This window comes from Neisseria sp. HMSC058F07 (genome assembly GCF_001810035.1).
GTDB classification, from domain to species: Bacteria; Pseudomonadota; Gammaproteobacteria; order Burkholderiales; family Neisseriaceae; genus Neisseria; species Neisseria perflava.
Map to the genome: position 1 here is coordinate 28144 of NZ_KV799687.1, position 24144 is coordinate 52287.

16 protein-coding genes are annotated in these 24144 nt (G+C 51.8%); 8 read left to right on the forward strand and 8 right to left on the reverse strand.

Features of this window, described 5'->3' with window-relative positions; genetic code table 11:
* The first annotated feature begins 473 nt into the window (after positions 1-473).
* Entirely contained in the window at positions 474-1811 is a 1338-nt protein-coding gene (locus HMPREF2696_RS06495) for a GTPase/DUF3482 domain-containing protein (RefSeq protein ID WP_070588148.1), read from the forward strand.
* 74 nt (positions 1812-1885) lie between these two features.
* On the opposite strand, the gene HMPREF2696_RS06500 is transcribed toward HMPREF2696_RS06495, so the two are convergent.
* The 3 genes from HMPREF2696_RS06500 to HMPREF2696_RS06510 are packed head-to-tail and all read right to left on the reverse strand — an operon-like array spanning position 1886 to position 7840.
* Positions 1886-3292 (reverse strand): efflux transporter outer membrane subunit, encoded by a 1407-nt coding sequence (locus HMPREF2696_RS06500; RefSeq protein WP_141746353.1) that lies wholly within the window; start codon positions 3290-3292, stop codon positions 1886-1888.
* 55 nt (positions 3293-3347) lie between these two features.
* Complete coding sequence (locus HMPREF2696_RS06505) at positions 3348-6560, reverse strand: efflux RND transporter permease subunit (protein WP_070588151.1); 3213 nt, start codon at positions 6558-6560, stop codon at positions 3348-3350.
* Between the two features lie 11 nt (positions 6561-6571).
* Entirely contained in the window at positions 6572-7840 is a 1269-nt protein-coding gene (locus HMPREF2696_RS06510) for an efflux RND transporter periplasmic adaptor subunit (protein WP_070588152.1), read from the reverse strand.
* A 226-nt stretch (positions 7841-8066) separates the two neighbouring features.
* On the opposite strand from HMPREF2696_RS06510, the gene HMPREF2696_RS06515 reads away from it, so the two are divergent.
* On the forward strand, positions 8067-8702 hold the full coding sequence (locus tag HMPREF2696_RS06515) for a multidrug efflux system transcriptional repressor MtrR (RefSeq protein ID WP_070583340.1): 636 nt from the start codon (positions 8067-8069) through the stop codon (positions 8700-8702).
* A 65-nt stretch (positions 8703-8767) separates the two neighbouring features.
* Here HMPREF2696_RS06515 and ettA read toward each other — a convergent pair whose 3' ends face one another.
* Complete coding sequence (gene ettA / locus HMPREF2696_RS06520; protein ID WP_003685028.1) at positions 8768-10444, reverse strand: energy-dependent translational throttle protein EttA; 1677 nt, start codon at positions 10442-10444, stop codon at positions 8768-8770.
* Between the two features lie 341 nt (positions 10445-10785).
* Between ettA and HMPREF2696_RS06525 the strand changes: the two genes are divergently transcribed.
* The 3 genes from HMPREF2696_RS06525 to pgmB all read left to right on the forward strand — a co-directional run bounded on the left by HMPREF2696_RS06525 (position 10786) and on the right by pgmB (position 15149).
* Positions 10786-12138: an SLC45 family MFS transporter gene (locus HMPREF2696_RS06525; protein ID WP_070588154.1), complete on the forward strand. Its 1353-nt coding sequence runs from the start codon at positions 10786-10788 to the stop codon at positions 12136-12138.
* 74 nt (positions 12139-12212) lie between these two features.
* The gene (locus HMPREF2696_RS06530) at positions 12213-14471 is read left to right on the forward strand and encodes a glycoside hydrolase family 65 protein (RefSeq protein ID WP_070588156.1); all 2259 of its coding nucleotides are present in this window, start codon (positions 12213-12215) and stop codon (positions 14469-14471) included.
* A gap of 12 nt (positions 14472-14483) precedes the next feature.
* Entirely contained in the window at positions 14484-15149 is a 666-nt protein-coding gene (gene pgmB / locus HMPREF2696_RS06535; RefSeq protein WP_070588157.1) for a beta-phosphoglucomutase, read from the forward strand.
* A 161-nt stretch (positions 15150-15310) separates the two neighbouring features.
* On the opposite strand, the gene nadB is transcribed toward pgmB, so the two are convergent.
* Positions 15311-16819, reverse strand: a complete 1509-nt coding sequence (gene nadB, locus HMPREF2696_RS06540) for an L-aspartate oxidase (RefSeq protein ID WP_070588158.1) — start codon at positions 16817-16819, stop codon at positions 15311-15313.
* Positions 16820-16870: 51 nt separating this feature from the next.
* Positions 16871-17983 (reverse strand): quinolinate synthase NadA, encoded by a 1113-nt coding sequence (gene nadA, locus HMPREF2696_RS06545; RefSeq protein WP_070588160.1) that lies wholly within the window; start codon positions 17981-17983, stop codon positions 16871-16873.
* A gap of 157 nt (positions 17984-18140) precedes the next feature.
* On the opposite strand from nadA, the gene HMPREF2696_RS06550 reads away from it, so the two are divergent.
* The gene (locus HMPREF2696_RS06550) at positions 18141-19079 is read left to right on the forward strand and encodes an NUDIX hydrolase (RefSeq protein WP_049343932.1); all 939 of its coding nucleotides are present in this window, start codon (positions 18141-18143) and stop codon (positions 19077-19079) included.
* Between the two features lie 75 nt (positions 19080-19154).
* On the forward strand, positions 19155-20036 hold the full coding sequence (gene nadC / locus HMPREF2696_RS06555; protein WP_004520494.1) for a carboxylating nicotinate-nucleotide diphosphorylase: 882 nt from the start codon (positions 19155-19157) through the stop codon (positions 20034-20036).
* A gap of 62 nt (positions 20037-20098) precedes the next feature.
* Here nadC and murI read toward each other — a convergent pair whose 3' ends face one another.
* Positions 20099-20908, reverse strand: coding sequence for a glutamate racemase (gene murI / locus HMPREF2696_RS06560; RefSeq protein WP_049343929.1), 810 nt, complete (start codon positions 20906-20908; stop codon positions 20099-20101).
* Positions 20909-20969: 61 nt separating this feature from the next.
* Positions 20970-22199, reverse strand: coding sequence for a multidrug effflux MFS transporter (locus HMPREF2696_RS06565; RefSeq protein WP_070588162.1), 1230 nt, complete (start codon positions 22197-22199; stop codon positions 20970-20972).
* Positions 22200-22440: 241 nt separating this feature from the next.
* On the opposite strand from HMPREF2696_RS06565, the gene HMPREF2696_RS06570 reads away from it, so the two are divergent.
* Positions 22441-23970 (forward strand): helicase HerA-like domain-containing protein, encoded by a 1530-nt coding sequence (locus HMPREF2696_RS06570; RefSeq protein ID WP_070588164.1) that lies wholly within the window; start codon positions 22441-22443, stop codon positions 23968-23970.
* Positions 23971-24144: the final 174 nt, after the last annotated feature.

A 24144-nucleotide genomic window follows, 5' to 3' on the forward strand; every position in this document is an offset into this window, starting at 1 on the left:
CAAGTCTACAAAGGAGAAATAGAGGAGAAACTATTAACTGACTACTCGAACCAGCTAACGAAACGAATTATGCAACAAGATATTCAACCGCGCAAGTATTTTTCTTGTAAAGTTTCTTAATTATTCAATTAACAGATCTTAAATGTAATCATGTTTCAATGTAGATAAAAAAATGCGCATACCGTTTTGATATGCGCCAAGTCTACAAAGGAGAAATAGAGGAGAAAAATCAAGCTGCATCAAGCAACTCAACGGCGCGAATTATCCTAGCCTTCTACCCTCCTGTCAACTGTTTTCCCATCTATTTTCAAGTATTTTGCTAAAAAACAACAAATCCACTATTCCCCTCTTTTTCTTGCTATTTTCGCCCATATATAAAAAGAATTTAGGGCCGTCTGAAACATATATTGCCACTAAAGATAAACGGCTCCATACTCACACATTCATAGTCCATATCAACCCAACCCACAACCATGACCACCCCACTTTCCCTTGCCGTCGTCGGCCATACTAACACAGGCAAAACCTCGCTCTTACGTACGCTTTTGCGCGACAGCACCTTCGGCGAAGTGAAAAACGCGCCCTCCACCACGCGCCATGTCGAAGAAGCCCTTATCAACGACGGCGACGACAGCCTGGTTTATCTCTACGACACACCCGGCCTTGAAGATGCCGGCGGCGTGTTGGACTGGCTGGAAACCCATACATCCGCACGCGATGACGGCATTGAGCGCATCCAGCAATTCCTCAACAGCCATGAATCGCATCACGAGTTTAACCAAGAGGCCAAAGTTCTGCGCCAAGTCATGCAAAGCGATATGGCCATGTACGTCATCGATTCGCGGGAACCCGTCCTCGACAAATACAAAGACGAGCTGACTATTTTGTCTTGGTGCGCCAAGCCCATCATGCCCGTGTTCAACTTCACCCAAAATCAAGACCTGACCGCTTGGACCAATATGCTCGCCCGCAGAAACCTGCATGTTTACGCCGGTTTCGATACCGTTGCCTTCGACTTTGAAGGCGAAATCCGATTGTGGGACAACCTTGCCACCATGTTACCCAAGCGCGACATCCTCGACCGCCTCATCAATATGCGCCGTCGCGAGTGGCAACTGCTGGATACGGAAGCGCGCCGTGAAATTGCCGATTTTCTGCTGGATGCCGCCGCATTTACCCAAGAAATTGCCGAAAACGACGACCCTGCCCCGACTTTGGAAGTCATGCAATCGGAAATCCGCCAACTTGAGCGGCAAATGCAACAACGCCTGTTCACACTTTACCGCTTCTATCACGACGAAGTCGGCAGCGACAGCACATGGATGCCCAAAGCCTTCAAACAAGATCCGTTTGACAGCGAATTGCTCAAACATTACGGCATCCGTACCGGTACCGGCGCAACCGCAGGTGCACTCATCGGCTTAGGCTTGGATATTGCCACGCTTGGCGGCTCACTTGGTTTGGGTACGGCCATCGGCGGCCTGTTGGGCGGCATTTTGCCCAATGCCCAAGACATCACCGACAAAATCAACGGCAGGCAAACCCTGCATACCGATCCGGAAACCCTTACCCTGCTCGCCGCACGCGCACTGGATTTGTTGCACGTCTTGCAAACGCGCGGCCATGCGGCTCAGTCGCATATCGAGCTAAAAGAACGCAAAGCGCCATGGAATGCGGCCAAATTGCCAAGCGAACTCAACAAAGCGCGTAGCAACCGCAAATGGTCTTCGCTCAACACACACCAGCCCGAAGCCAGCCGTAACGAACGCGCAGCCTATGCCGCCACTTTAAGCGAGAAATTGAAAGCTTAGAATTGCCGCATAACAAAAAGGCTGTCTGAAATCCAAATGTTTCAGACGGCCTTTTAATCTTAGCAGGCAAATATTTATTCGGCAGCTTTGGTCTCACGTTTCAAACCGCCGCCAAGTGCTTTATACAAGTCGGCAAGGTTTTCCAGACGGGTCAACTGATTGGCTAAAAGAGCAGTATCCGCGCTGTAACTGCTGCGCTCGGCATCCAGCAAATCCAATGCGCTGGATACGCCATGTTTGTAGCGCAGGCTGATGAGGCGCAGGCTGTCATTGTAGGCACGGCTTTGTTTGCTCAAAGCGGCGTAGCTTTTATCCAGCTGCTCGCGTGCAACCAACGCATTGGAAACGTCTTTGAATGCGGATTGAACAGCGGCCTCATAAGCAACGATTTGTGCCTGTTGGCGCAGTTTGGCTACGTCAAGATTGGCTTTGTTTGTGCCCCAGTCAAAGATAGGCAATGTGATGGACGGTGCAAAAGCCCAAATACCTGTGCCGCTCTTAAACAGGCCGCTCAACTCGCCGGAAGCTGTACCGACAGAACCGGTCAGACTGATGCGTGGGAAAAACGCCGCACGAGCCGCACCGATATTGGCATTGGCTTGTTTGAGCGCGTGTTCGGCCGCGCGGATATCCGGACGGTTGAGCAACACGTCCGAACTCAAACCGGCAGGCAGTTTGGTCAATTTGAACTGTTTGCTCAAAGGCAAACCGGCAGGCAGGTCTTCAGGCAAAGGTTGATTAATCAGCATGGCCAAAGAATTGCGCGCTTGCTCGCGGTTTTTTACCGCGGATGCGTAATCGGCTTTGGCCGATTCAATCAGTGCTTCCTGTTGGCGCAAATCAACGGCGGAAATCACACCGGCCTTATGGCGTAATTGCGAGAGCTTGTAAGTCGCTTCACGGGTTTGCAATACGCGTTGTGCCAATGCCATGGTTTCTTCGGCGTAGCGTTCGTTAAAGTAGGCTTTGGCAACGGTAGAAATCAAGGTCAGATGCGCGGCATCGCGGTTGGCGGCCACATTGAAATAACCTTGCAACGCGGCTTCGCTGGTGCTGCGGACACGACCGAAAAGGTCAAGTTCATAAGAGGCTGCGCCCAAACCCACGCTGTATTGGCTGCTGACGCTGCCGCCGCTCAAGCTGCCTTGACGCGAACCTGTACCGCTGGCATTGACGGTTGGCAACAAATTATTACGCGCAATCATATATTGCTTGCGGTAGATTTCCGCATTCAGTGCGGCTGTACGCAAATCGGTATTGCGTTCTAATGCGATGTCGATCAGGCGGTGAAGGCGCGGATCGGCAAAGTAATCTTGCCAACCCAATTCAGCGGCACGGATACCGTCGTCAACAGTGTCGTATTTAAACGTATCGTCCACGGCAACTTGAGGCTGCTCATATTTCGGTATCATGGTACAGGCCGACAAAGCCACGGCTGCGGCAACGGCGGTCAGTACAGGTTTGAATGTAATCTTCTTCATTTTAGAATCCTTTAGCATTTTGAGGCCGTCTGAAAATTTTCAGACGGCCTTTGCTTTAGTGCTTGTCTGAATCGTGTTTACCGTCTTCAATCATGCCGGCTTCAGCGGCGTGTTTGGCGGCTATCTCATGCTCGTGTGCGGTTTCTTTAAAGAATTTGCGCACAACCACATAGAACAAAGGCACAAGGAACACGGACAGAATCGTACCGATCAACATACCCCAGAACACGGTCGTACCAATTGCACGTTGGCTGGCGGAGCTGGCACCGCTGGCAACATAAAGCGGTACCACGCCCAAGATGAAGGCGAACGAAGTCATGATAATCGGACGGAAACGCAGGTGTGCGGCGGCAAGCGCAGCTTCAAGCGCGCTCCTGCCTTGCGCTTGCAGGTCTTTGGCAAACTCGATAATCAAAATCGCGTTTTTCGCACTCAAACCCATCACCGTAACGAAACCGACTTGGAAGTAGATATCGTTGGCATATGCCGGAATACTGCCCAGCAGTGCTTCAAACATGTTACGGCCGGTCACGCCCAATGCCGCACCAATCAAGCCCAACGGAATCACAAGGATAACCGCCAACGGGATAGACCAGCTTTCGTACAAAGCAGCCAATACCAAGAATACAGCGGCAGCGGCCAATGCGTACAATACGACAGTTTGTGAGCCGCCTTTGGCCTCTTCACGAGACTGGCCGCCCCATTCCAGACTGTAACCGCCGCCCATGTCATCAACCATTTGCTGTACCGCAGCCATGGCTTGACCGGAAGATACGCCATTAACAGGCGAGCCGGAAAGCTCCATTGCCGGATAACCATTGAAGCGGACGCTTTGTTCCATACCGTTTTCCCAAGAAACAGTAGCAATGGTAGAAAGCGGTACGGCAACGCCGGATTTGTTCGGCACGGTCAGGTTCAGAATATCGGCAGGCTGCATACGGGCACTCGCATCAGCTTGTACCATCACGCGTTGCAGACGGCCTTGATTCGGAAAGTCGTTTACATAAGACGAACCCAAAGAAGAAGCCAAAGCAGTACGGATATCAGAGAACGAAATACCTTGTGCGGCTGCTGCGGAACGGTTGATGTCGATTTTCAACTGCGGCGCATCTTCCAAACCGCTCGCACGAACGGTACTTGGGTTAAACAAACCGCTTTTGCGCATTTTGTCAATCAACTCATTGCGCTTGGCCAACAATGCAGCATGGCCGCTGTTGTTACGGTCTTGCAGGTAAATCGTCAAGCCGGAGCCTGTACCCAATTCCATAATGGCAGGAGGCACAATCGCCAAACCGAAACCGTCTTTCAGCGTAGCCATCATCATGCCGGTCAACTTACCGGAAATAGAAGTCGCATCGCTGCCCGGAGTAGTACGTTCGCTCCAGTCTTTCAGAATGACAAAGCCCAAAGCCATGTTTTGGCCGGAACCGCTAAAACTAAAGCCGGAAACGGTAATAATGTTCTCGATCTCAGGTACAGATTTCGCCAGTTGAGTGATTTGAGCCAAAGTTGCATCGGTACGCTCTTTGGTTGCGCCGGCAGGCAGCTGCACGCTCAACATCAAGTTACCTTGGTCTTCAGACGGCAAGAAGGAAGTCGGCAGACGCATAAACAAGAATACGCCCACAACAGTCAAGCCAATATAGACAACCATCATGCGCAAAGTCTTGCGCAAGACTTTGGCAACCCAGCCTTCGTAGCCGTGTGTCCAGCTGTCGAATTTCTTGTTAAACCAACCAAAGAAACCTTTTTTCTCTTCGTGATGACCCTTCTGAATCGGTTTGAGCATGGTGGCACACAATGCCGGAGTCAGCGTCAAAGCAAGGAATGCGGAGAAGCCGATAGATGCCGCCATGGTCAAGGCAAACTGTTTGTAAATGTTACCGGTTGCACCGCTAAACATTGCCAGCGGCACAAATACGGACATCAACACCGCAGTAATACCGATAACCGCGCCGGAAATCTGACCCATCGCTTTTTTGGTGGCAGCCTTAGGCGATAAACCTTCGCTCGCCATGATACGCTCAACGTTTTCAACGACCACAATCGCGTCATCGACCACAATACCAATCACCAATACCATCGCAAACATGGTCAATACGTTAATCGACATACCCATGTATGAGATGAAGGCAAAACCGCCCAACAGGGAAATCGGTACAACAATGGTCGGAATCAGCGTATAGCGGATATTTTGCAGGAAGAGATACATCACCAAGAATACCAAAACAATGGCTTCCAAAAGTGTATGGATCACTTTCTCAATCGAAATTTCCACAAATTTGGAAGTATCGTAAGGAACTTTCCAGCTCATGCCGTCTGGAAAATACTTCTGCAAAACCGCCATTTTTTCTTTCACGGCAGTCGCCGTTGCCAATGCGTTACCGCTGTTAGACAGCATCACTGCCATACCGGTGGTATTCACGCCGTTCAAACGGGTGGAAGAAGAATAGTCCTGCATACCCAAGCTGACTTTGGCAACGTCTTTCAGATAGACATTAGAACCATCGGTATTGGATACCAAAATGATGTTGCCAAACTCTTCAGCAGTGCTCAGCTGACCTTGCGCCGTCACAGTTGCTGAAATAGTCTGACCTGCAGCCGCCGGCAAAGAGCCGATAGAGCCTGCAGAAATTTGGATATTTTGTGTCGCAAGTGCGTTGGTTACCGTTGCAAAAGACAGGTTGTAGTTTTGCAGTTTTTTCGGATCAACCCAAATACGCATGGCGCGTTGCGCACCAAACAATTGTACCTGCCCTACCCCGTCGATACGCTGCAGTTCAGGAATGATATTGCGCTGGGCGTAATCGTTCATTTCCTCAATGGATTGCTTTTCAGAAGAAAGCATGACCACTTGCAAGAAGTTGGAACGCGCTTTAGATACGGTTACACCATATTGCTGTACGGTAGACGGCAATGTGGACAACACTTCCGACAATTTGTTCTGCACGTCTACCTGCGCCAAATCTTCATTGGTTTCCGGTGTAAACGTCAGACTGACGCTGCCGCTGCCGCTGGAATTGGCAGAAGTCGTCATATAGTCCAAACCTTCCACACCGTACATATTACGTTCGATAACGGCCAGTACGCTGTCTTCCATTACCTGAGCAGAAGCGCCCGGATAAGTAGCGCGCAAAGTAATGGTCGGCGCTGCAACGGACGGATATTGGGAAATCGGCAGTTTTTGAATGCCGAAAATACCCGCTGCGATGATAAAAATCGCAATAACCCATGCAAAAATGGGGCGGTCAATAAAAAACTTAGACATTCATGCGTTCCTTATTTAGCTTCAGATGCAGCTTTAGCTTCAGGCTTGGCCTCGGATGCAGCCTGGCCGTCTGAAACTGCTGGTGTTGCTGCCGCAGCGTTTGCAGGCGGCGTCCATTCTTTCGGCGTTACCTGTTTAGCACCCGACATAGCGGCAATGCTGATGCCTTCAACAATCACTTTGTCGCCGTCTTTCAGGCCATCTGTAATCACCCAATTGCTACCTTGCTGTTGGGCAATGGTCACGACACGCGCTTCCATTTCGCTCTTGTCATTCACTACCATCACAGTATCTTGCGAACCGCGGGTAACTGCTTGTTGTGGCACTACAAATGCATTATCCACTGCAACTTGTTCCATCAACACGCGCACATACAAGCCCGGCATCAAGATATTTCTGTCGTTAGGAATGGCGGCGCGCAAGGTAATTTGACCGGTTGTTTCGTTGACAGTCGGATCTGCAAACAGCAGACGGCCTTTTTCAGGGTAAACCGTACCGTCGTCAAATTTGATATCCACTGCAATCGCGCCGTTTGCCGCCAACAATTTGCCTTCGGCAACCTGTTGACGTAGTTTCATGACCTCACTCGCAGACTGGGTAACATTGACATACATCGGATTGGTTTGTTGGATGGTGGCCAAAACAGTGGTATCGCCGGAATTCAGCAGCGTACCTTCAGAAACTTTAGATTGACCGATAAAGCCGGAAATCGGCGCAGTAATGCGGGAGCGGTTCAGGCTGATACCGGCAGATTTGATGGCTGCTTGAGCGGATTTGACGCCTGCCTCTGCTGAACGCTTGGCCGTTACGGCCGCATCATATTCTTGTTGGCTGATGGCATCGGCGGCAACCAGCGGTTTATAGCGGGCTAAGTCGGCATTCGCTTTAGCCAAAGTAGCTTGCGCACTTGCCAACTGGGCGCGTGCGCTTTCTAAATTTGCTTCATAAGATGAGCTGTCGATTTGATATAAAGGCTGACCGGCTTGCACATAGCTGCCCTCTTGGAAGAGGCGTTTTTGCAGAATACCGCCGACTTGGGCGCGAACTTCGGCAGTACGCAATGATTCCAGACGGCCCGGCAACTCGGTTGTCAATGCAACGGTTTCCGGATGCACGGTAACCACGCGGACTTCAGGCGCAGGTTGTTTTTGCTGTTGCTGACTGCCTTGCGCCTGTTGGCCGGCTGCTTTTTCATCGCCTTTGCCGCAAGCGGAAAGCGCCAACGCAGTAGCTGCTGCAATTGCCGCGACACGCATCATTTTAGAAGCATAAAGAGCCATAATTTTCCTATCTCTATGATAAATAAGGGTTTGACTAATTGAAAATTGATTACTTTAATCTCATATTTCACAAACAGAAATTGCCTGCTTTTATGAAAAACAGGCTGATTATATAGTGTTGAGAAACACTATCAAGTATTGAATTAAATTATACATACATTCTTGCATGTTCAGAAGTAATTTTTTATAATCCGAACCATAAATTTACATTTCCTACAAAACAACTATGAGAAGAACCAAAACCGAAGCCTTAAAAACCAAAGAATATCTCATGCTTGCCGCATTGGATACGTTTTATCAGAAAGGCATTGCCCGCACTTCGCTTAACGAAATCGCCCAAGCTGCAGGCGTAACGCGCGGCGCGCTGTATTGGCATTTCAAAAACAAAGAAGATTTGTTTGACGCCTTGTTCCAACGGATTTGCGACGACATCGAAAGCTGCATAAAAGAAGACTCGAACAACAATAACGAACAGGCTTGGTCAAGCTTCCGACTGACCCTGACCCGTTTTTTCGAGCGCCTGCAACACAACGAGCTTCGCTATAAATTCCACAGCATTTTGTTTTTAAAATGCGAACACACCGAGCAAAACGAGGCGGTCATTGCCATCGCTAAAAAACACCAATCACTATGGCGTGAAAAAATCGTTGCTGTCCTGACTGACGCGGTACAACAAAAAGCGTTGGCGGATAATTTGGATATCGATATGGCAGTCATCTTCATCAAGTCTTCATTAGACGGCTTGATTTGGCGCTGGCTTTCTTCAGGTCAAGGCTTCGATTTAGCGCAAACTGCCCCACGCATGATTGAAATCATCATTGATACATTGGAAAACCATCCGCAATTAAGAAAACAATCATAAACATCAAAAATAAAAGGCCGTCTGAAACATTAAAAGTTTCAGACGGCCTTTTGGTTCAAACCTGCTTAACGTGTTACCGGTTTATAACGGATACGTTTCGGTTTCGCGCCCTCTTCGCCCAAACGGCGTTTCTTGTCGGCTTCGTATTCCTGATAGTTGCCGTCAAAGAACACCCATTTAGAGTCGCCTTCACAAGCGAGAATGTGCGTAGCGATGCGGTCGAGGAACCAGCGGTCGTGCGAAATCACCATCACGCTGCCGGCAAATTCCAGCAATGCATCTTCCAGCGCGCGTAGGGTTTCTACGTCAAGGTCGTTAGACGGTTCGTCCAACAGTAACACATTGCCGCCGCTCAACAAGGTTTTTGCCAAGTGCAAACGTCCGCGTTCACCGCCGGAAAGCTGCCCCGCGATTTTGCTTTGGTCGCTGCCTTTGAAGTTGAAACGACCCAAATATTGGCGGGCGGGGATTTCAAACTGCCCAACCTGCAAAATGTCGCGGCCTTCGGCAATGTTGTCGAACACGGTTTTGTCGTTTTGCAAACCTTCGCGGCTTTGGTCAATCAGGCTCATTTTCACGGTTTGCCCGATTTTCACTTCGCCGGAATCGGGCTGCTCTTTGCCCGCAATCATTTTGAACAGCGTCGATTTACCCGCGCCGTTCGGGCCGATGATGCCGACAATCGCGCCCGCAGGCACTTTGAAGCTCAAATCGTCAATCAGCACTTTGTCGCCAAACGATTTGGAAACATTCACAAATTCAATCACTTCGTTACCCAAACGCTCGGCGACAGGAATGAAGATTTCCTGCGTTTCATTGCGTTTTTGGTATTCGTAGTTGCTCATTTCTTCAAAACGCGCCAAACGCGCTTTGGACTTGGCTTGGCGGCCTTTGGCATTTTGGCGCACCCATTCCAATTCCTGCTTCATCGCTTTCACGCGCGCAGCTTCGGATTTCGCCTCGTTTTCCAAGCGTTTTTCTTTCTGCTCCAGCCAAGACGAGTAATTGCCTTTCCACGGGATACCGTGTCCGCGGTCGAGTTCCAAAATCCATTCGGCGGCATTGTCCAAGAAGTAGCGGTCGTGCGTTACCGCAACCACGGTACCTGGGAAGCGTACCAAGAATTGCTCCAGCCATTCGACAGATTCTGCGTCCAAGTGGTTGGTCGGCTCGTCAAGCAGTAGCATATCGGGCTTGCTCAACAAGAGTTTGCACAAAGCGACGCGGCGTTTTTCACCACCGGACAGATTGCCGATTTTGGCATCCCAATCAGGCAGGCGCAACGCGTCGGCAGCAATTTCCAATTCATGCTCTGCACCGCCGCCGGTAGACGAACCCGCCGCAATAATCGCTTCCAAGCGGCCTTGTTCTTCCGCCAACGCATCAAAATCCGCATCGGGATTGGCGTACTCGGCATACACTTCTTCCAAGCGTTTCTGCGCGGCAGCCACTTCGCCCAAACCGCTTTCCACTTCCTCGCGCACAGTTTTCTCAGGATCAAGCTCGGGCTCTTGCGGCAGGTAGCCGATTTTAATGCCGCCCATTGGCACGGCTTCGCCCTCAAATTCCTTATCCACACCCGCCATAATCCGCAGTACAGTAGATTTACCCGCACCGTTCAAACCGAGCAAACCGATTTTTGCACCGGGGAAAAATGAAAGGGAAATGTCTTTAATAATGGTTTTTTGCGGCGGTACAACCTTGCTCACGCGCAGCATAGAATAGACGTATTGTTGGGACATAGTTTTCTCGTTTCCGTCAAACAAATTTCAGACGGCCCATTTTAACCTATTGCCCCAATACTTGCTTGTTCAAATGCCGTCTGAAAATAGAAATAAGCATCAAAATATACACCGCACCGAACCGATACCCTTATTGCCCGACGGTATCAATGCCAAACCACAAAAAATTTGATTTAAGCCAGTTTATCCTTGAACTGGCATTGCCAATATCCGGCGCGCTTCATAAAATGCACCTAATATCCTTGAAAGTACGCACACAAACAATAACGACAGAGAACACCACACCAAGGAACCTTTCAGATTTCTCAATAAAAATACTTTTTAAAAAAAGGATTTACCTCATGTCGGAAAATACGCAAAAAACAGCAAAACAAGGTTTGCCGTCACTGGCAAAAAGTACGATTTGGATGCTGAGCTTCGGCTATCTCGGCGTTCAGACGGCCTTTACCCTGCAAAGCTCACAAATGAGCCGAATTTTTCAAACTTTAGGCGCCGACCCGCATAATTTGGGCTGGTTTTTCATTCTGCCGCCATTGGCCGGTATGTTGGTTCAACCGATTGTGGGCTACTACTCAGACCGCACTTGGATGCCGCGCTTGGGCGGCCGCCGTCTTCCCTATCTGCTTTACGGTACGCTGATTGCGGTTATCGTCATGATTCTGATGCCGAACTCGGGCAGCTTCGGTTTTGGCTACGCTTCTTTGGCGGCTTTGTCGTTTGGCGCGCTGATGATTGCGCTGTTGGACGTATCCTCCAATATGGCAATGCAGCCGTTTAAAATGATGGTCGGCGACATGGTCAACGAGGAGCAGAAAAGCTACGCCTACGGGATTCAAAGTTTCTTAGCGAATACGGGCGCGGTTGTGGCGGCGATTCTGCCGTTTGTGTTTGCGTATATCGGTTTGGCGAACACGGCCGAAAAAGGCGTCGTGCCGCAGACCGTGGTCGTAGCATTCTATGTGGGCGCAGCCTTACTGATTATTACCAGTGCGTTCACCATCTTCAAAGTCAAAGAGTATGATCCGGAAACCTACGCCCGCTACCACGGCATCGACGTAGCCGCAAATCAGGAAAAAGCCAACTGGTTCGAACTCTTAAAAACCGCACCTAAAGCGTTTTGGACAGTGACTTTGGTGCAATTCTTCTGTTGGTTCGCTTTCCAATATATGTGGACTTACTCGGCAGGCGCGATTGCAGAAAACGTTTGGCAGACAACCGATGCCTCCTCCGTAGGCTACCAAGAAGCAGGCAACTGGTACGGCGTTTTGGCGGCGGTACAATCCATTGCTGCCGTTATCTGCTCGTTTATTCTGGCAAAAGTACCGAATAAATACCATAAAGCCGGTTATTTCGGTTGCTTGGCTTTGGGTGCACTTGGTTTCTTCTCCGTTTTCTTCATCAGCAATCAATACGCGCTAGTGTTGTCTTATACCTTAATCGGTATTGCGTGGGCCGGTATCATTACCTATCCTTTGACGATTGTGACCAATGCCCTCTCAGGCAAACACATGGGTACTTATTTAGGCCTGTTTAACGGCTCTATCTGTATGCCTCAAATCGTCGCTTCGCTGCTGAGCTTTATCCTCTTCCCTATGCTGGGCAGCCATCAGGCAACCATGTTCTTGGTTGCAGGCGCAGTCTTGCTGCTGGGAGCCTTCTCAGTATGTCTGATTAAAGAGACCCACGGCGAATAATCCATCCATACCATCGGCAAAGGCCGTCTGAAACCTTTGCCGAACTTACGATTTTAATAACAGGAGCTTCATAAATGTACACAAGAATCATGGAAATCAGCCCTTGGACATTGCGTTCGGCAAAACTGGAAAAAGAATACAAACGGCTGCAAGAGAGCCTGACCAGTTTGGGCAACGGCTATATGGGTATGCGCGGCAACTTTGAAGAAACCTACTCCGCCGACAGCCACTTGGGCACCTACATCGCCGGTGTTTGGTTCCCCGACAAAACCCGCGTCGGTTGGTGGAAAAACGGCTATCCTAAATATTTTGGCAAAGCCATCAATGCGCTCAATTTCAGCAAAGTTAAAATCTTTGTCGACAATCAGGAAGTGGACTTGGCGAAAAACGACGTTGCCGACTTCTCCATCGAACTCGATATGCAGCACGGCGTGTTGCGCCGCTCGTTCACCGTATTCGGCGTGCGTTTCGATGTGTGCAAATTCCTGTCCGTCGCGCAAAAAGAGCTGGCGGTTATCCGCTGGGAAGCCGTATCCGTTGACGGCAAAACCCACCAAGTCCGCATCGATTCCATCATCGATGCCGACGTGAAAAACGAAGACTCCAACTACGAAGAAAAATTCTGGCAGGTATTAGACAAAGGCGTTTCAGACGACCACTCCTACATTGCCACCCAAACCGTTGCCAATCCCTTCGGCGTGGAACAATTCATCGTCAACGCCGAGCAAACCTTCGCCGGCAGCTTCAAAGCCCTTGGCGGCAGCCAAACCGACTGGCAGGTCTCCAATTCTTTTGAAGCTAAAGTCGGCAGCACGCCCGAAACCTTTGAAAAACGCGTGATTGTTACTACCAGCCGCGATTATCAGGGCTTGGAAGCAGTGAAAGCCGCAGGTCGCGCCTTGTCGGAAAAAATCGCAGGCGTTGCATTTGAAACCTTGCTGGACGCACACAAAGCAGGCTGGCTGCACCGTTGGGAAATCGCCGACGTGGTCATCGAAGGCAGCGACGAAGCGCAACAAGGCATCCGCTTCAACCTGTTCCAACTGTTCTCCACCTACTACGGCGAAGACGCGCGCCTGAATATCGGCCCCAAAGGTTTTACCGGCGAAAAATACGGCGGCGCGACCTATTGGGACACCGAAGCCTACGCCGTGCCGCTCTACCTCGCACTAGCGGAACCCGAAGTTACCCGCAACCTGCTGCAATACCGCCGCAACCAACTGCCGCAGGCGCAACACAACGCGCGCGAACAAGGCTTGGCAGGCGCACTCTATCCGATGGTGACGTTTACGGGCATCGAGTGCCACAACGAATGGGAAATCACCTTCGAGGAAATCCACCGCAACGGCGCGATTCCTTACGCCATCTACAACTACACCAACTACACCGGCGACGAAAGCTATCTTGCCAAAGAAGGCTTGGAAGTCTTGGTCGAAGTGTCCCGCTTCTGGGCGGACCGCGTCCACTTTTCCAAACGCAACGGCAAATACATGATTCACGGCGTAACCGGCCCGAACGAATACGAAAACAACATCAACAACAACTGGTACACCAACACCCTCGCTGCATGGGTATTGGATTACACCCACGAAGCCTTGGCGAAATACCCGCGTCCGGATTTGAACGTGAGTGCCGCCGAGCTGGAAAAATGGGCGGACATCAGCGCGAATATGTACCGTCCGCATGACGAAGAACTCGGCGTATTCGTCCAACACGACGGCTTCCTCGACAAAGACATCCGCCCCGTGTCCGCGCTTTCGCCCGACGATTTGCCGCTCAACCAGAAATGGTCGTGGGACAAAATCCTGCGTTCGCCCTTCATCAAACAGGCGGACGTATTGCAAGGCATCTACTTCTTCGGCGACCGTTTCAATATCGACGAAAAACGCCGCAACTTCGACTTCTACGAACCGATGACCGTTCATGAAAGCTCGTTGTCTCCATGTATCCACTCCATCCTCGCCGCCGAACTGGGCAAAGAAGAAAAAGCCGTGGAAATGTACCAGCGCACTGCCCGCCTGGACTTGGACAACTACAACAACGACACCGAAGACGGCCTGCACATTACTTCTATGACCGGCTCGTGGCTCGCCATCGTCCAAGGTTTCGCCCAAATGAAAACTTGGGGCGGCAAACTCAGCTTCGCACCGTTCCTGCCGAGCGCATGGACAGGCTACGCCTTCCATATCAACTACCGAGGCCGTCTGATTAAAGTCGCCGTCGGCAAAGAAAACGTCGTCTTCACCCTGCTCAAAGGCGAGCCGCTCGATTTGCAGGTGTACGGCAAAGACATCACGCTCAACGGCAGCCACACCGTTGCATTGGAAAAATAAGGAGGGCGCAAAATGACTTTTACCGCAGTGCTCTTTGACCTCGACGGCGTCATCACCGACACCGCCGAATACCACTACCGCGCATGGAAAAAGCTCGCCGAAGAACTGGGCATCAGTATTGACCGCAAGTTTAACGAGCAGCTCAAAGGCGTGTCGCGCGACGATTCGCTCAAACGCATCCTCGCACACGGCGGCAAAACCGTCAGCGAAGCCGAGTTCGCCGAACTGACCCGCCGTAAAAACAACAACTACGTCGAGATGATTCAGGCAGTCAAACCCGAAGACGTGTATCCCGGCATTTTGCCCCTGCTGGAAGCATTGAAAGTAAACGGCAAAAAAATCGCCCTCGCGTCCGCCAGTAAAAACGGTCCGTTTCTGCTGGAACGCATGGGGCTGACCCACTTCTTCGACGCCATTGCCGACCCTGCCGCCGTCGCGCATTCCAAACCCGCCCCCGACATCTTCCTCGCAGCAGCCGAGGGCGTAGGCGCGGACATCCGCCAATGCATTGGCATTGAAGACGCCGCCGCCGGCGTCGCCGCCATCAAAGCCGCCGGCGCATTGCCCATCGGCGTGGGCAAAGCCGAAGATTTGGGCAGCGACATCGCGCTGGTATCCGACACTGCCGACCTGACCTACGCCTACCTGCAAAACGTATGGGAACAATCAGACAGATAAAATATTAAGGAAGTAAAAGGCCGTCTAAAAAATATTTCAGACGGCCTTTCTGATTTTAGAACAGAATGATAACCCAACTTACGCAACCATAAAGACTGAATACCAACTTTTCAACCATGCTATTCAAATTTATTTGAACGACTTTCTATGACCTGCCAACCTTAACAATCACTATTAAAATGCGCGCCTATGTTCTGTCTCCGCCTGTATGCGGCTTGGGCGACGGCGAGGCTGCATTCGAGTAGATTGCGGTTTTCGTATTCGGACGCGGTGTGCGGCTCGGCTTGGTTTTGCTTCCAAAGCCGCAGTTGGGCGATGGCGCGGCGCAGGCAGGCATCGTTGCGGAGGATGCCGAGATGGCGTTGGTTGAAGGCTTGCAGGACGGGGCGGCTGAATGTGTTTTGGAGGTCGTCTGAAAAGATGCCTGCTTCGGAGGAGGGGCTTTCAGACGGCCTTGGAGACGTTTCGGCTTGGAATGCTTGTCCGTCCGCGATGGTTTGGGCGGCAAGTCTGGCGGTAACGACACATTCGAGCAGGGAGTTGCTGGCAAGGCGGTTGGCTCCGTGCAAGCCGGTGCAGGCGGTTTCGCCTAAGGCGTAGAGCTGCGGCAGGGAGGTTCTGCCACAGGGGTCGGTTTGGATGCCGCCGCAGGTGTAGTGTTGCACGGGGCGGACGGGGATGGCTTGGTGCGTGATGTCCAAACCGCATTGGGACAGGCAGTGCCGATGGATGGACGGGAAATGCCGGCGGACGAACGCTGCGGGTTGGCGGCTGATGTCGAGTGAGACGAAATCTTGCGTTTGTTTGGCGATTTCGGCGGCGATGGCGCGGGCAACGATGTCGCGCGGCGCAAGTTCGGCGCGGCGGTCGTAATGCGGCATAAACCGTTCGCCCGCTTGGTTGGTCAGGATGCCGCCTTCGCCGCGCACGGCTTCGGAAATCAGGAAGGTGCGTCCGTTTTCAGACGACCTTGCCAAGCCTGTGGGGTGGAATTGGATAAATTCGAGGTTTTCGACTGCGCAGCCTGCGCGTATCGCCATGGCGATGGCGTCGCCCGTGCATTCGGGCGGCGTGGTGGTGGCGGCGTAAATCTGCCCCAAGCCGCCGCCTGCGAGTACGGTGTGGCGGGCACGGATGCGGTAGGTTTCTTGCGTTCGGCAGTCGAGGACGGTCAGTCCGCACGCTGCGCCTGATTCGGTTTGAACGTCCAACGCCATCTGCCGCTCGCAAACGCGGATGTTCGGGCGGCGGCGTATTTGGGCAATCAGGCTCTGCATGACGGCTTCGCCCGTGTAGTCGGCGACGTGGGCGATTCGGCGACAGGTGTGCCCGCCTTCGCGCGTCAGGTGCAAGTCATTATGATTCCGGTCGAACGCCACGCCCTGCGCCAGCAACCATTCGATTGCCGGTTTGCCCTGCGACAGGATAGTGCGGACGGCGGCTTCGTCGCACAAACCCGCGCCCGCTTCCAAAGTATCGGCAACGTGTTTTTCGATGTCGTCCTCTCCCGACCACGCCGCCGCAATCCCTCCTTGCGCATGACGGCTTGCGGTGTCGTTCAGCCGGTTTTTGCACAAAATGACGATGCGGAACGACTCAGGCAGCGACAGGGCGAGCGTCAGTGCCGCCAGCCCGTTTCCGGCAATCAATACGTCGCAATCGGTTTGCATGGTGTTGTCCTTGTTTGAGGGGTCGTCTGAAACGGCAATATGGATGGCAAATCAGGCGGGGCCCATGCCGTTGAACACATCTTTTTTCTTCAACCCTGCCGCGAAGTCGAGCATACGCTGCAAAGGCAGTTTGGCGGCTTCGCCCAGCTTTCTGTCCAACAGGATTTCGTTGCGTCCGCTTGTTAGGGCGTATTTGATGCCGCCCAGCGAATTCATCGCCATCCACGGGCAGAACGCGCAGCTTTTGCAGCTTCCGCCGTTGCCCGCCGTCGGCGCGGCGATGAATTCTTTGTCGGGCGCCTGTTTTTGCATTTCGTGCAGGATGCCCAAGTCGGTCGCCACGATGAATTTTTTTTCGGGACGAGATACGGCGGCTTTGAGCAGTTTGCTGGTCGAGCCGACCACATCGCCCAGTTCGATGACGCTTTGCGGCGATTCAGGATGAACCAGCACCACCGCGTCGGGATGCTCCACCTTCAACGCCGCCAGTTCCTGCCCTTTGAATTCGTTATGGACGATGCACGAACCCTGCCACAACAGCATATCCGCGCCCGTTTCGCGGCGGATGTAGTCGCCGAGGTGGCGGTCGGGTCCCCAAATCAGCTTCTCGCCGCGCGATTTCAAATACGACACGATTTCCAACGCCACCGAAGACGTTACCACCCAATCGGCACGCGCTTTCACGGCAGCGGAAGTGTTGGCGTACACCACCACCGTACGGTCGGGGTGTTGGTCGCAAAACGCTGAAAACGCTTCTTCGGGACAACCCAAATCTAAAGAACATTCCGCTTCCAAATCAGGCATCAGCACTGTTTTTTCAGGGCAGAGGATTTTCGCGCTTTCTCCCATGAAGCGCACGCCCGCCACCACCAATGTGTCAGCTTCATGTTCCGCGCCGAAGCGTGCCATTTCCAGCGAATCGCCCACGCATCCGCCCGTCTCCAAAGCCAAATCCTGAATCAGCGGATCAACATAATAATGCGCCACCAAGACCGCGTTTTTCTCCTTCAGCAAAGCCTTGATTTCATCTTTCAGACGGCCTGCCGTCTCGCGGTCGGGCGTGTCGGCAACCTTTGCCCACGCCTGACGGATTTGGCAGGCGGAAGTCGGCGTTTGGATGAGGGGCATATCGTAATCGAACGAGCGGCGGGCGGCGGTTTGCATGAGGCTTCCTTATGGCTGGTTTTTCAGACGGCATAAAGGTTTGCCGTCTATGTTTGGAAATAGTTTTTATATTATGCTCAACTTGAGTATAATGTGCAAGATCGTCTGAAAACCGCTTTGGTTTACAATAAGGTTTTCTCTTGAATGAAAGCCACGCATGGATGCCTATCCTGAAACAGCAGCCAATACGCAAAGTATCGTCGAGCTGGTTCCTGTACTGATCGCCATTACAAACGGCAGCTTGAGGGTTTTGACAGTTGCCAAAGGAGAGCTATTACCCAATGGCCTGCTTGCACCGCTTCGCCACTCCTTGCAGGCAGGGGTCAGAATGTGGGTTGCCAAACAGACATCACAGCCTATGGGCTATGTGGAACAGCTTTATACGTTTGTAGATACGCGCCGTCAAAACGAGCAAGGCCTACCTGTCTTGTACGTTAGCTATTTGGGGCTGGTGCGCGAGGCAGCCGACAGCATCCTGCATCCTGACGCGAAATGGCAGGACTGCTACTGCTATTTTCCGTGGGAAGATTTGCGCACTGACGGCGGGCTGCGCGATACCATCGTCAGCCGCCTGCGCATTTGGGCAAACTCGGCGGATACGGAGGAAGTGCGCCAGAAGCGGCTCAAGCGCATTCAATTGTGCTGGGGGGTAGAACCTGAAAATTGGTCGGAAGAATACGTTTTGCAACGCTATGAAATGCTATACGAAAGCGGCCTGATAGCGGAAGCAGCCGAGTCTCAGGAAAACTTCAATTTCTCACTCACGGGGCAGCCTATGCGCCACGACCACCGCCGCGTACTGGCGACAGCCTTATCCCGCCTACGAGCCAAAATCAAATACCGCCCCGTGATTTTTGAACTGATGCCGCCCGAATTCACACTGCTGCAACTGCAAAACAGCGTCGAAGCCATCAGCGGCAGATTGCTGCACAAGCAAAACTTCCGCCGCCAGATTCAGCAGCAAAACCTCATCGAGCCGTCGGATACCGGCGTATCAGGCAGTAAAGGCCGTCCTGCACAGCTTTACCGATTCCGCGACGACGTCCTACCCGATCAGCTGATTTCTGATATTGGACTGCCGCTGGGTAGCCACTAACTGATTTTCAGACGGCCTCAAATTAAATTTTGTCCCATCAGGCAAATATCAATATTTTTCAACAAAGGAACCTTCATGTCGTCTGAAAACAATCTTCTTCCTCTACCCGATACCCTGTTGCGCCCCATGGTAGAACAAGCCTTGAGCGAAGATTTAGGCAGGCGAGGCGATGTTACGTCCGCCGCCGTTATCACTCCCGACAAAACCGCCAAACTTTTCCTCGTCAGCCGCAAAGACGGCGTTATCGCCGGCATGGATTTGGCGCGTCTTGCCTTTCAGACGATGGATCCGTCCGTCCGTTTCCAAGCCGAAATCCAAGATGGGCAAGCCGTTTGCGTAGGTCAGACACTTGCCACCATCGCAGGAAACGCCCGCGCGCTGCTCGCCGTCGAACGTACTGCGCTCAACTATCTTACGCACTTGAGCGGCATCGCCACCGCCACCGCACATGCAGTAGCCGAAGTTGCTGGTTACAATGTGGACATCGTGTGCAGCCGCAAAACCATCCCACTGCTTCGCGTCCTGCAAAAATACGCCGTCAGGGCAGGCGGCGGCGTAAACCACCGCATGGGCTTGGACGACGCCGTACTCATCAAAGACAACCACCTCGCCTATTGCGGCAGCATCGCCCAAGCCGTTCGGCAAGCGAAGCAGGCGGTCGGACCGTTGACTTGCGTGGAAATCGAAGTGGACACGTTGGCACAACTGGACGAAGCCATCGCGGCTGGCGCGGAACGGATTTTGCTGGACAACATGGACGACGAAACCTTGAAAGAAGCGGCAAACCGCTGCCACACACAAACCGTCCACACACACACCATCTATTGCGAAGCATCGGGTGGCATCGGCTTCGACCGCCTGAAGCGCGTGGCACAAACCGGCGTGGACGGCATCGCCCTCGGCTATCTGACCCACAGCAGCCGCTCGTTGGATATAGGTTTGGATTTCGTGGCTTAAATTTCGAGTTTGCTATAAAGCAAAGGCCGTCTGAAATTTCAGACGGCCTTTAATATTTCCCATCAACCCAACGTTACCATTTCAATCTGCTCCATACTTCTGCCTAAGAAGCGTTCGCCGATGGTACGGAAACGCAGTGGGATGTCGCTGACATAGAAGCGGTAATCCGGGTTGTCGTTTTCTGTATTCAGCAAACCTGCTTGCGCTAAGGCTTTGGCGGTGGCTTCGGCGGTGGTGATGGCGGAGTCGACCAAGGTAACGTTTTGTGCTTCGCAGCCGATAAGCGGTTTGAGCAGTGGGAAGTGGGTACAACCCAACACCAGCGTATCAATGTCGTCGGCCAAAAGCGGCTTCAAGTATTCGCGCACGGTCAGGCGGGTGACTTCGTGATCGAGCCAGCCTTCTTCTACCAATGGCACAAGCAGGGGCGCGGCTTGTGTGCGCACCAGCGTGTCGTTGTTTTTTGAATGGATGGCACGCGCGTAGGCATTGCTGTTGACGGTGGTGTTGGTCGCGATAATGCCGATTCGGTTGTTTTTAGTGGTTTGCAAAGCAGCTTCCGCACCGGCGGAAATGACGTCCAATACGGGCATATTGCCTGCTTTTTGGCGGATTTTTTGTCCGGCAACGGCAGCGATGGTGTTGCACGCGATGACGAGTGCTTTGACATCGTTTTCCAGCAGGAAATCGACAATCTGCATGGCGAAGGTTTCGATGGTGGCGCGGGATTTGGTGCCATAGGGAACGCGTGCGGTATCGCCGAAATAGATGATGTTTTCCATCGGCAGGCGTTCCATCAGGGCGCGGACGTTGGTCAAGCCGCCGACACCGGAATCGAATACGCCGATGGGGCGTTGTTTGCTGGTACTCATGGTTAATTTCTTCAATATAAAGTCGAGGCCGTCTGAAACCGTTTTTCAGACGGCCTGAAGGTTAAACATATTCTTTTTTATCGTTTTCCATCCAAGCCTGATGCGAGCAAATCCACAACAGCACGATACCACACACGGTCGAACTCAACATCATACCGGTCATCACCAAGGCGGAACCATTGTGCAGCCAAGTCGTTGCCATGCCGACCGATGCGCCGATAAGGGATTGGAACACGCCTAAAACGGCATTTGCGCTGCCGCCCTCTGCGCTGAAATAGCTCATAAAGCAGGCTTGAGTATTCGCACCGACTAAGCCTTGCGTACCAACTGAAAACATCACGCAAGGTACCAAAGCCCACAAAGGCGGCAAAGACAGCGACAACACCAAAACCGTCATCAGCAGATTGGCGGCGAATTGGACGATAATGCCCCATTTGAGGATGTTTTGCGGATGCGCACCGGTTTTCAAACGCCATGCGGTAACGCGGTTAAACGACATCATGGTAATGATATTGAGCGCAAATATCCAAGCATATTGGTTTGGTGAAACATGATACAGGTGTTGGTACACGAACGATGATTCGGTCAAAAAGGCAAACATCGAACCGAAACTGAAAGCTTGGAAAAACAAATAGCCCATTGCAGCGCGCGTTCTCAAAACGCGTTTAAACCTGCCGGCCACCACGCCGAACACGTCCATGCTGATTTTGCCTTTTTGGTGTGGCTTGGGCAGGAAATACCACATCAAACCCCAAAGCAGCAGCGAATAACAGGCCAGAAAGCCGAAAATCATGCGCCAGCCGCCCAAATTCTGCAAGCCTGCACCAATCATCGGTGCCATCAATGGCACAATCATCAGAATAATGCCGATTAAGGCAAACATCTGCGCGGCTTTGCGTCCGGAATAATAATCGCGCACCATCGCACCGGAAATCACCACGGTCATCCCCGCGCCAAACGCCTGCAAAGCACGCAAGTTCAACAGCTGCTCGACATTATTCACCATCGTCAAACCGATAACGGCGGCAAAATAAATGCTCAATCCCACCAAGGCGACAGGTTTGCGGCCTTTAATATCCGAAATCGAACCGCCGACCACCTGACCAAACGCCACGCCAAACATAAAAAAGCTCAGACTTTGCTCAATACGGTGGATGTCCGAACCCAGCGACTTTGCCATTTCGGGAATCGCAGGCAGATAGGCATCGACAGAAAACGGCATCAGCGCGACCAACATCGCCATCAGCACGGCCATGGTTTTTTCGCCCAAAGGGGCTTGTTGTGCAGTCATTCCGACTTTCGCTTTCGTAAAAAATATTCAAAAAACAAAGAAAACAACCGCCTTGTCAGACGGTTGCGGATTGGATGGAATTATAGCAGATTTCAACCTTGTCCAATCACTGCAAAAAAACCTTTGCAAAACTTAAGGCCGTCTGAAACTTTGCTTGGTTGAATCCCCTCGCCGCAAACGTTAAAATGCTTGTTTTTTAAGACAACAAATTGTTTCACATCACGGATTCTAAGGAATAATCATGACTACATTTCAAATTGCGCGTGCCGACGGGAAAACGCTCGAAATCCAAGGCAAAATGGCCAACCGCCACGGCTTGATCGCCGGTGCGACCGGTACGGGTAAAACCGTTACCCTACGCCGTATGGCGGAAGCCTTCAGCAGCGAAGGCGTCCCTGTATTCTTGGTCGATGTCAAAGGCGATTTGTCAGGCATCGCGCAAGCCGGTGCCAACAGCGGCAAAGTAGGCGAACGCATCGCCGAGTTTGATTTGGGCGAACATTGGCTGCAAAATTTCCCCGTGCGCTTTTGGGATGTTTACGGCGAAACCGGTATTCCCATACGCGTAACCGTTTCAGAAATGGGCCCTATGCTTTTGGCCCGCCTGATGAATCTGAACGATACGCAAGAAGGCCTGCTCAACCTCGTGTTCAAAGTTGCCGATGACAGAGGCTGGCACATTCTGGACTTGAAAGACCTGCGCAGCATGTTGAAACACGTTTCCGACCATGCTTCGGAATACCGCACGCAATACGGCAACGTTTCTGCCGCCAGTATCGGCGCAATTCAACGCCAACTGCTGACTTTGGAAAACGAAGGTGCAGAAAAATTCTTCGGCGAACCTTCCCTCAACCTGCAAGACTGGATGCAAACCGACAACGGCAAAGGCATCATCAACATCCTTAATTCCGAAAAACTAATGTGCTCTCCGCGTATGTACAGCGCGTTTTTGCTGTGGATGCTGGCGGAGTTGTTTGAAACCCTGCCCGAAGTCGGCGATTTGGACAAACCAAAATTTGTGATGTTCTTCGACGAAGCGCATTTGATGTTCGACAATGCCGCCAATGCGTTGGTCGAACAAATCGAACAAGTCGTGCGCCTGATCCGTTCCAAAGGCGTGGGCGTATATTTCGTCACCCAAAACCCGCTCGACTTGCCCGATACTATTCTCGGCCAACTGGGTAACCGCGTACAACACGCCCTGCGTGCCTTCACACCGCGCGACCAAAAAGCAGTCAAAGCCGCTGCCGAAACCTTCCGCAGCAACCCAAACATCAAAGTTGCCGAAGCGATTGCCGAACTCGGCGTCGCCGAAGCCCTCGTTTCCTTCCTTGATGAAAAAGGTATGCCCGAGCCGGTAGAACGCGCCCTCATACTGCCGCCGCAATCTTCCTTAACCCCGCTTACCGCAGAGGAACGCAACCGCCTGTTCCAAAACGACGATTTGTATCCAACCTACAAAGACATGGTGGACAACTACTCCGCCTTTGAAGCATTGGCCGAAGCAGACAGCCAGGCTGCCGCTGAAAAAGAAGCCACAAATGCCGCCAAAGAGCAGGAAAAAGCGCAAAAAACCGCAGAAAAAGAGGCTGCCAATGCCGATCCCGGCATTCTCGGCGGACTGATCGGCGGTTTGAGCGGCGGACGCAAAAAATCCGGCCAAGGTTTGGGCTACAACGTTGCCGACGCCATCGGCAGCCAAATCAACCGCCAAGTAACCAACGCCATTTCCCGCAGCGTAATGGGCATTATTAAAAATATATTTAAATAATCAGCCTGCAAATATAAAAGGCCGTCTGAAATTTCAGACGGCCTTTTTTTGTTTATATAAAGCTAAACTTTGAATTACCTTAATATATAAGCATAATAAATTGAAAGAAAAGAAAAAATGATTGATAATTCGATTTGCTTAAACTTAAGCATTTTATCAATTAAAAAAGAGAAC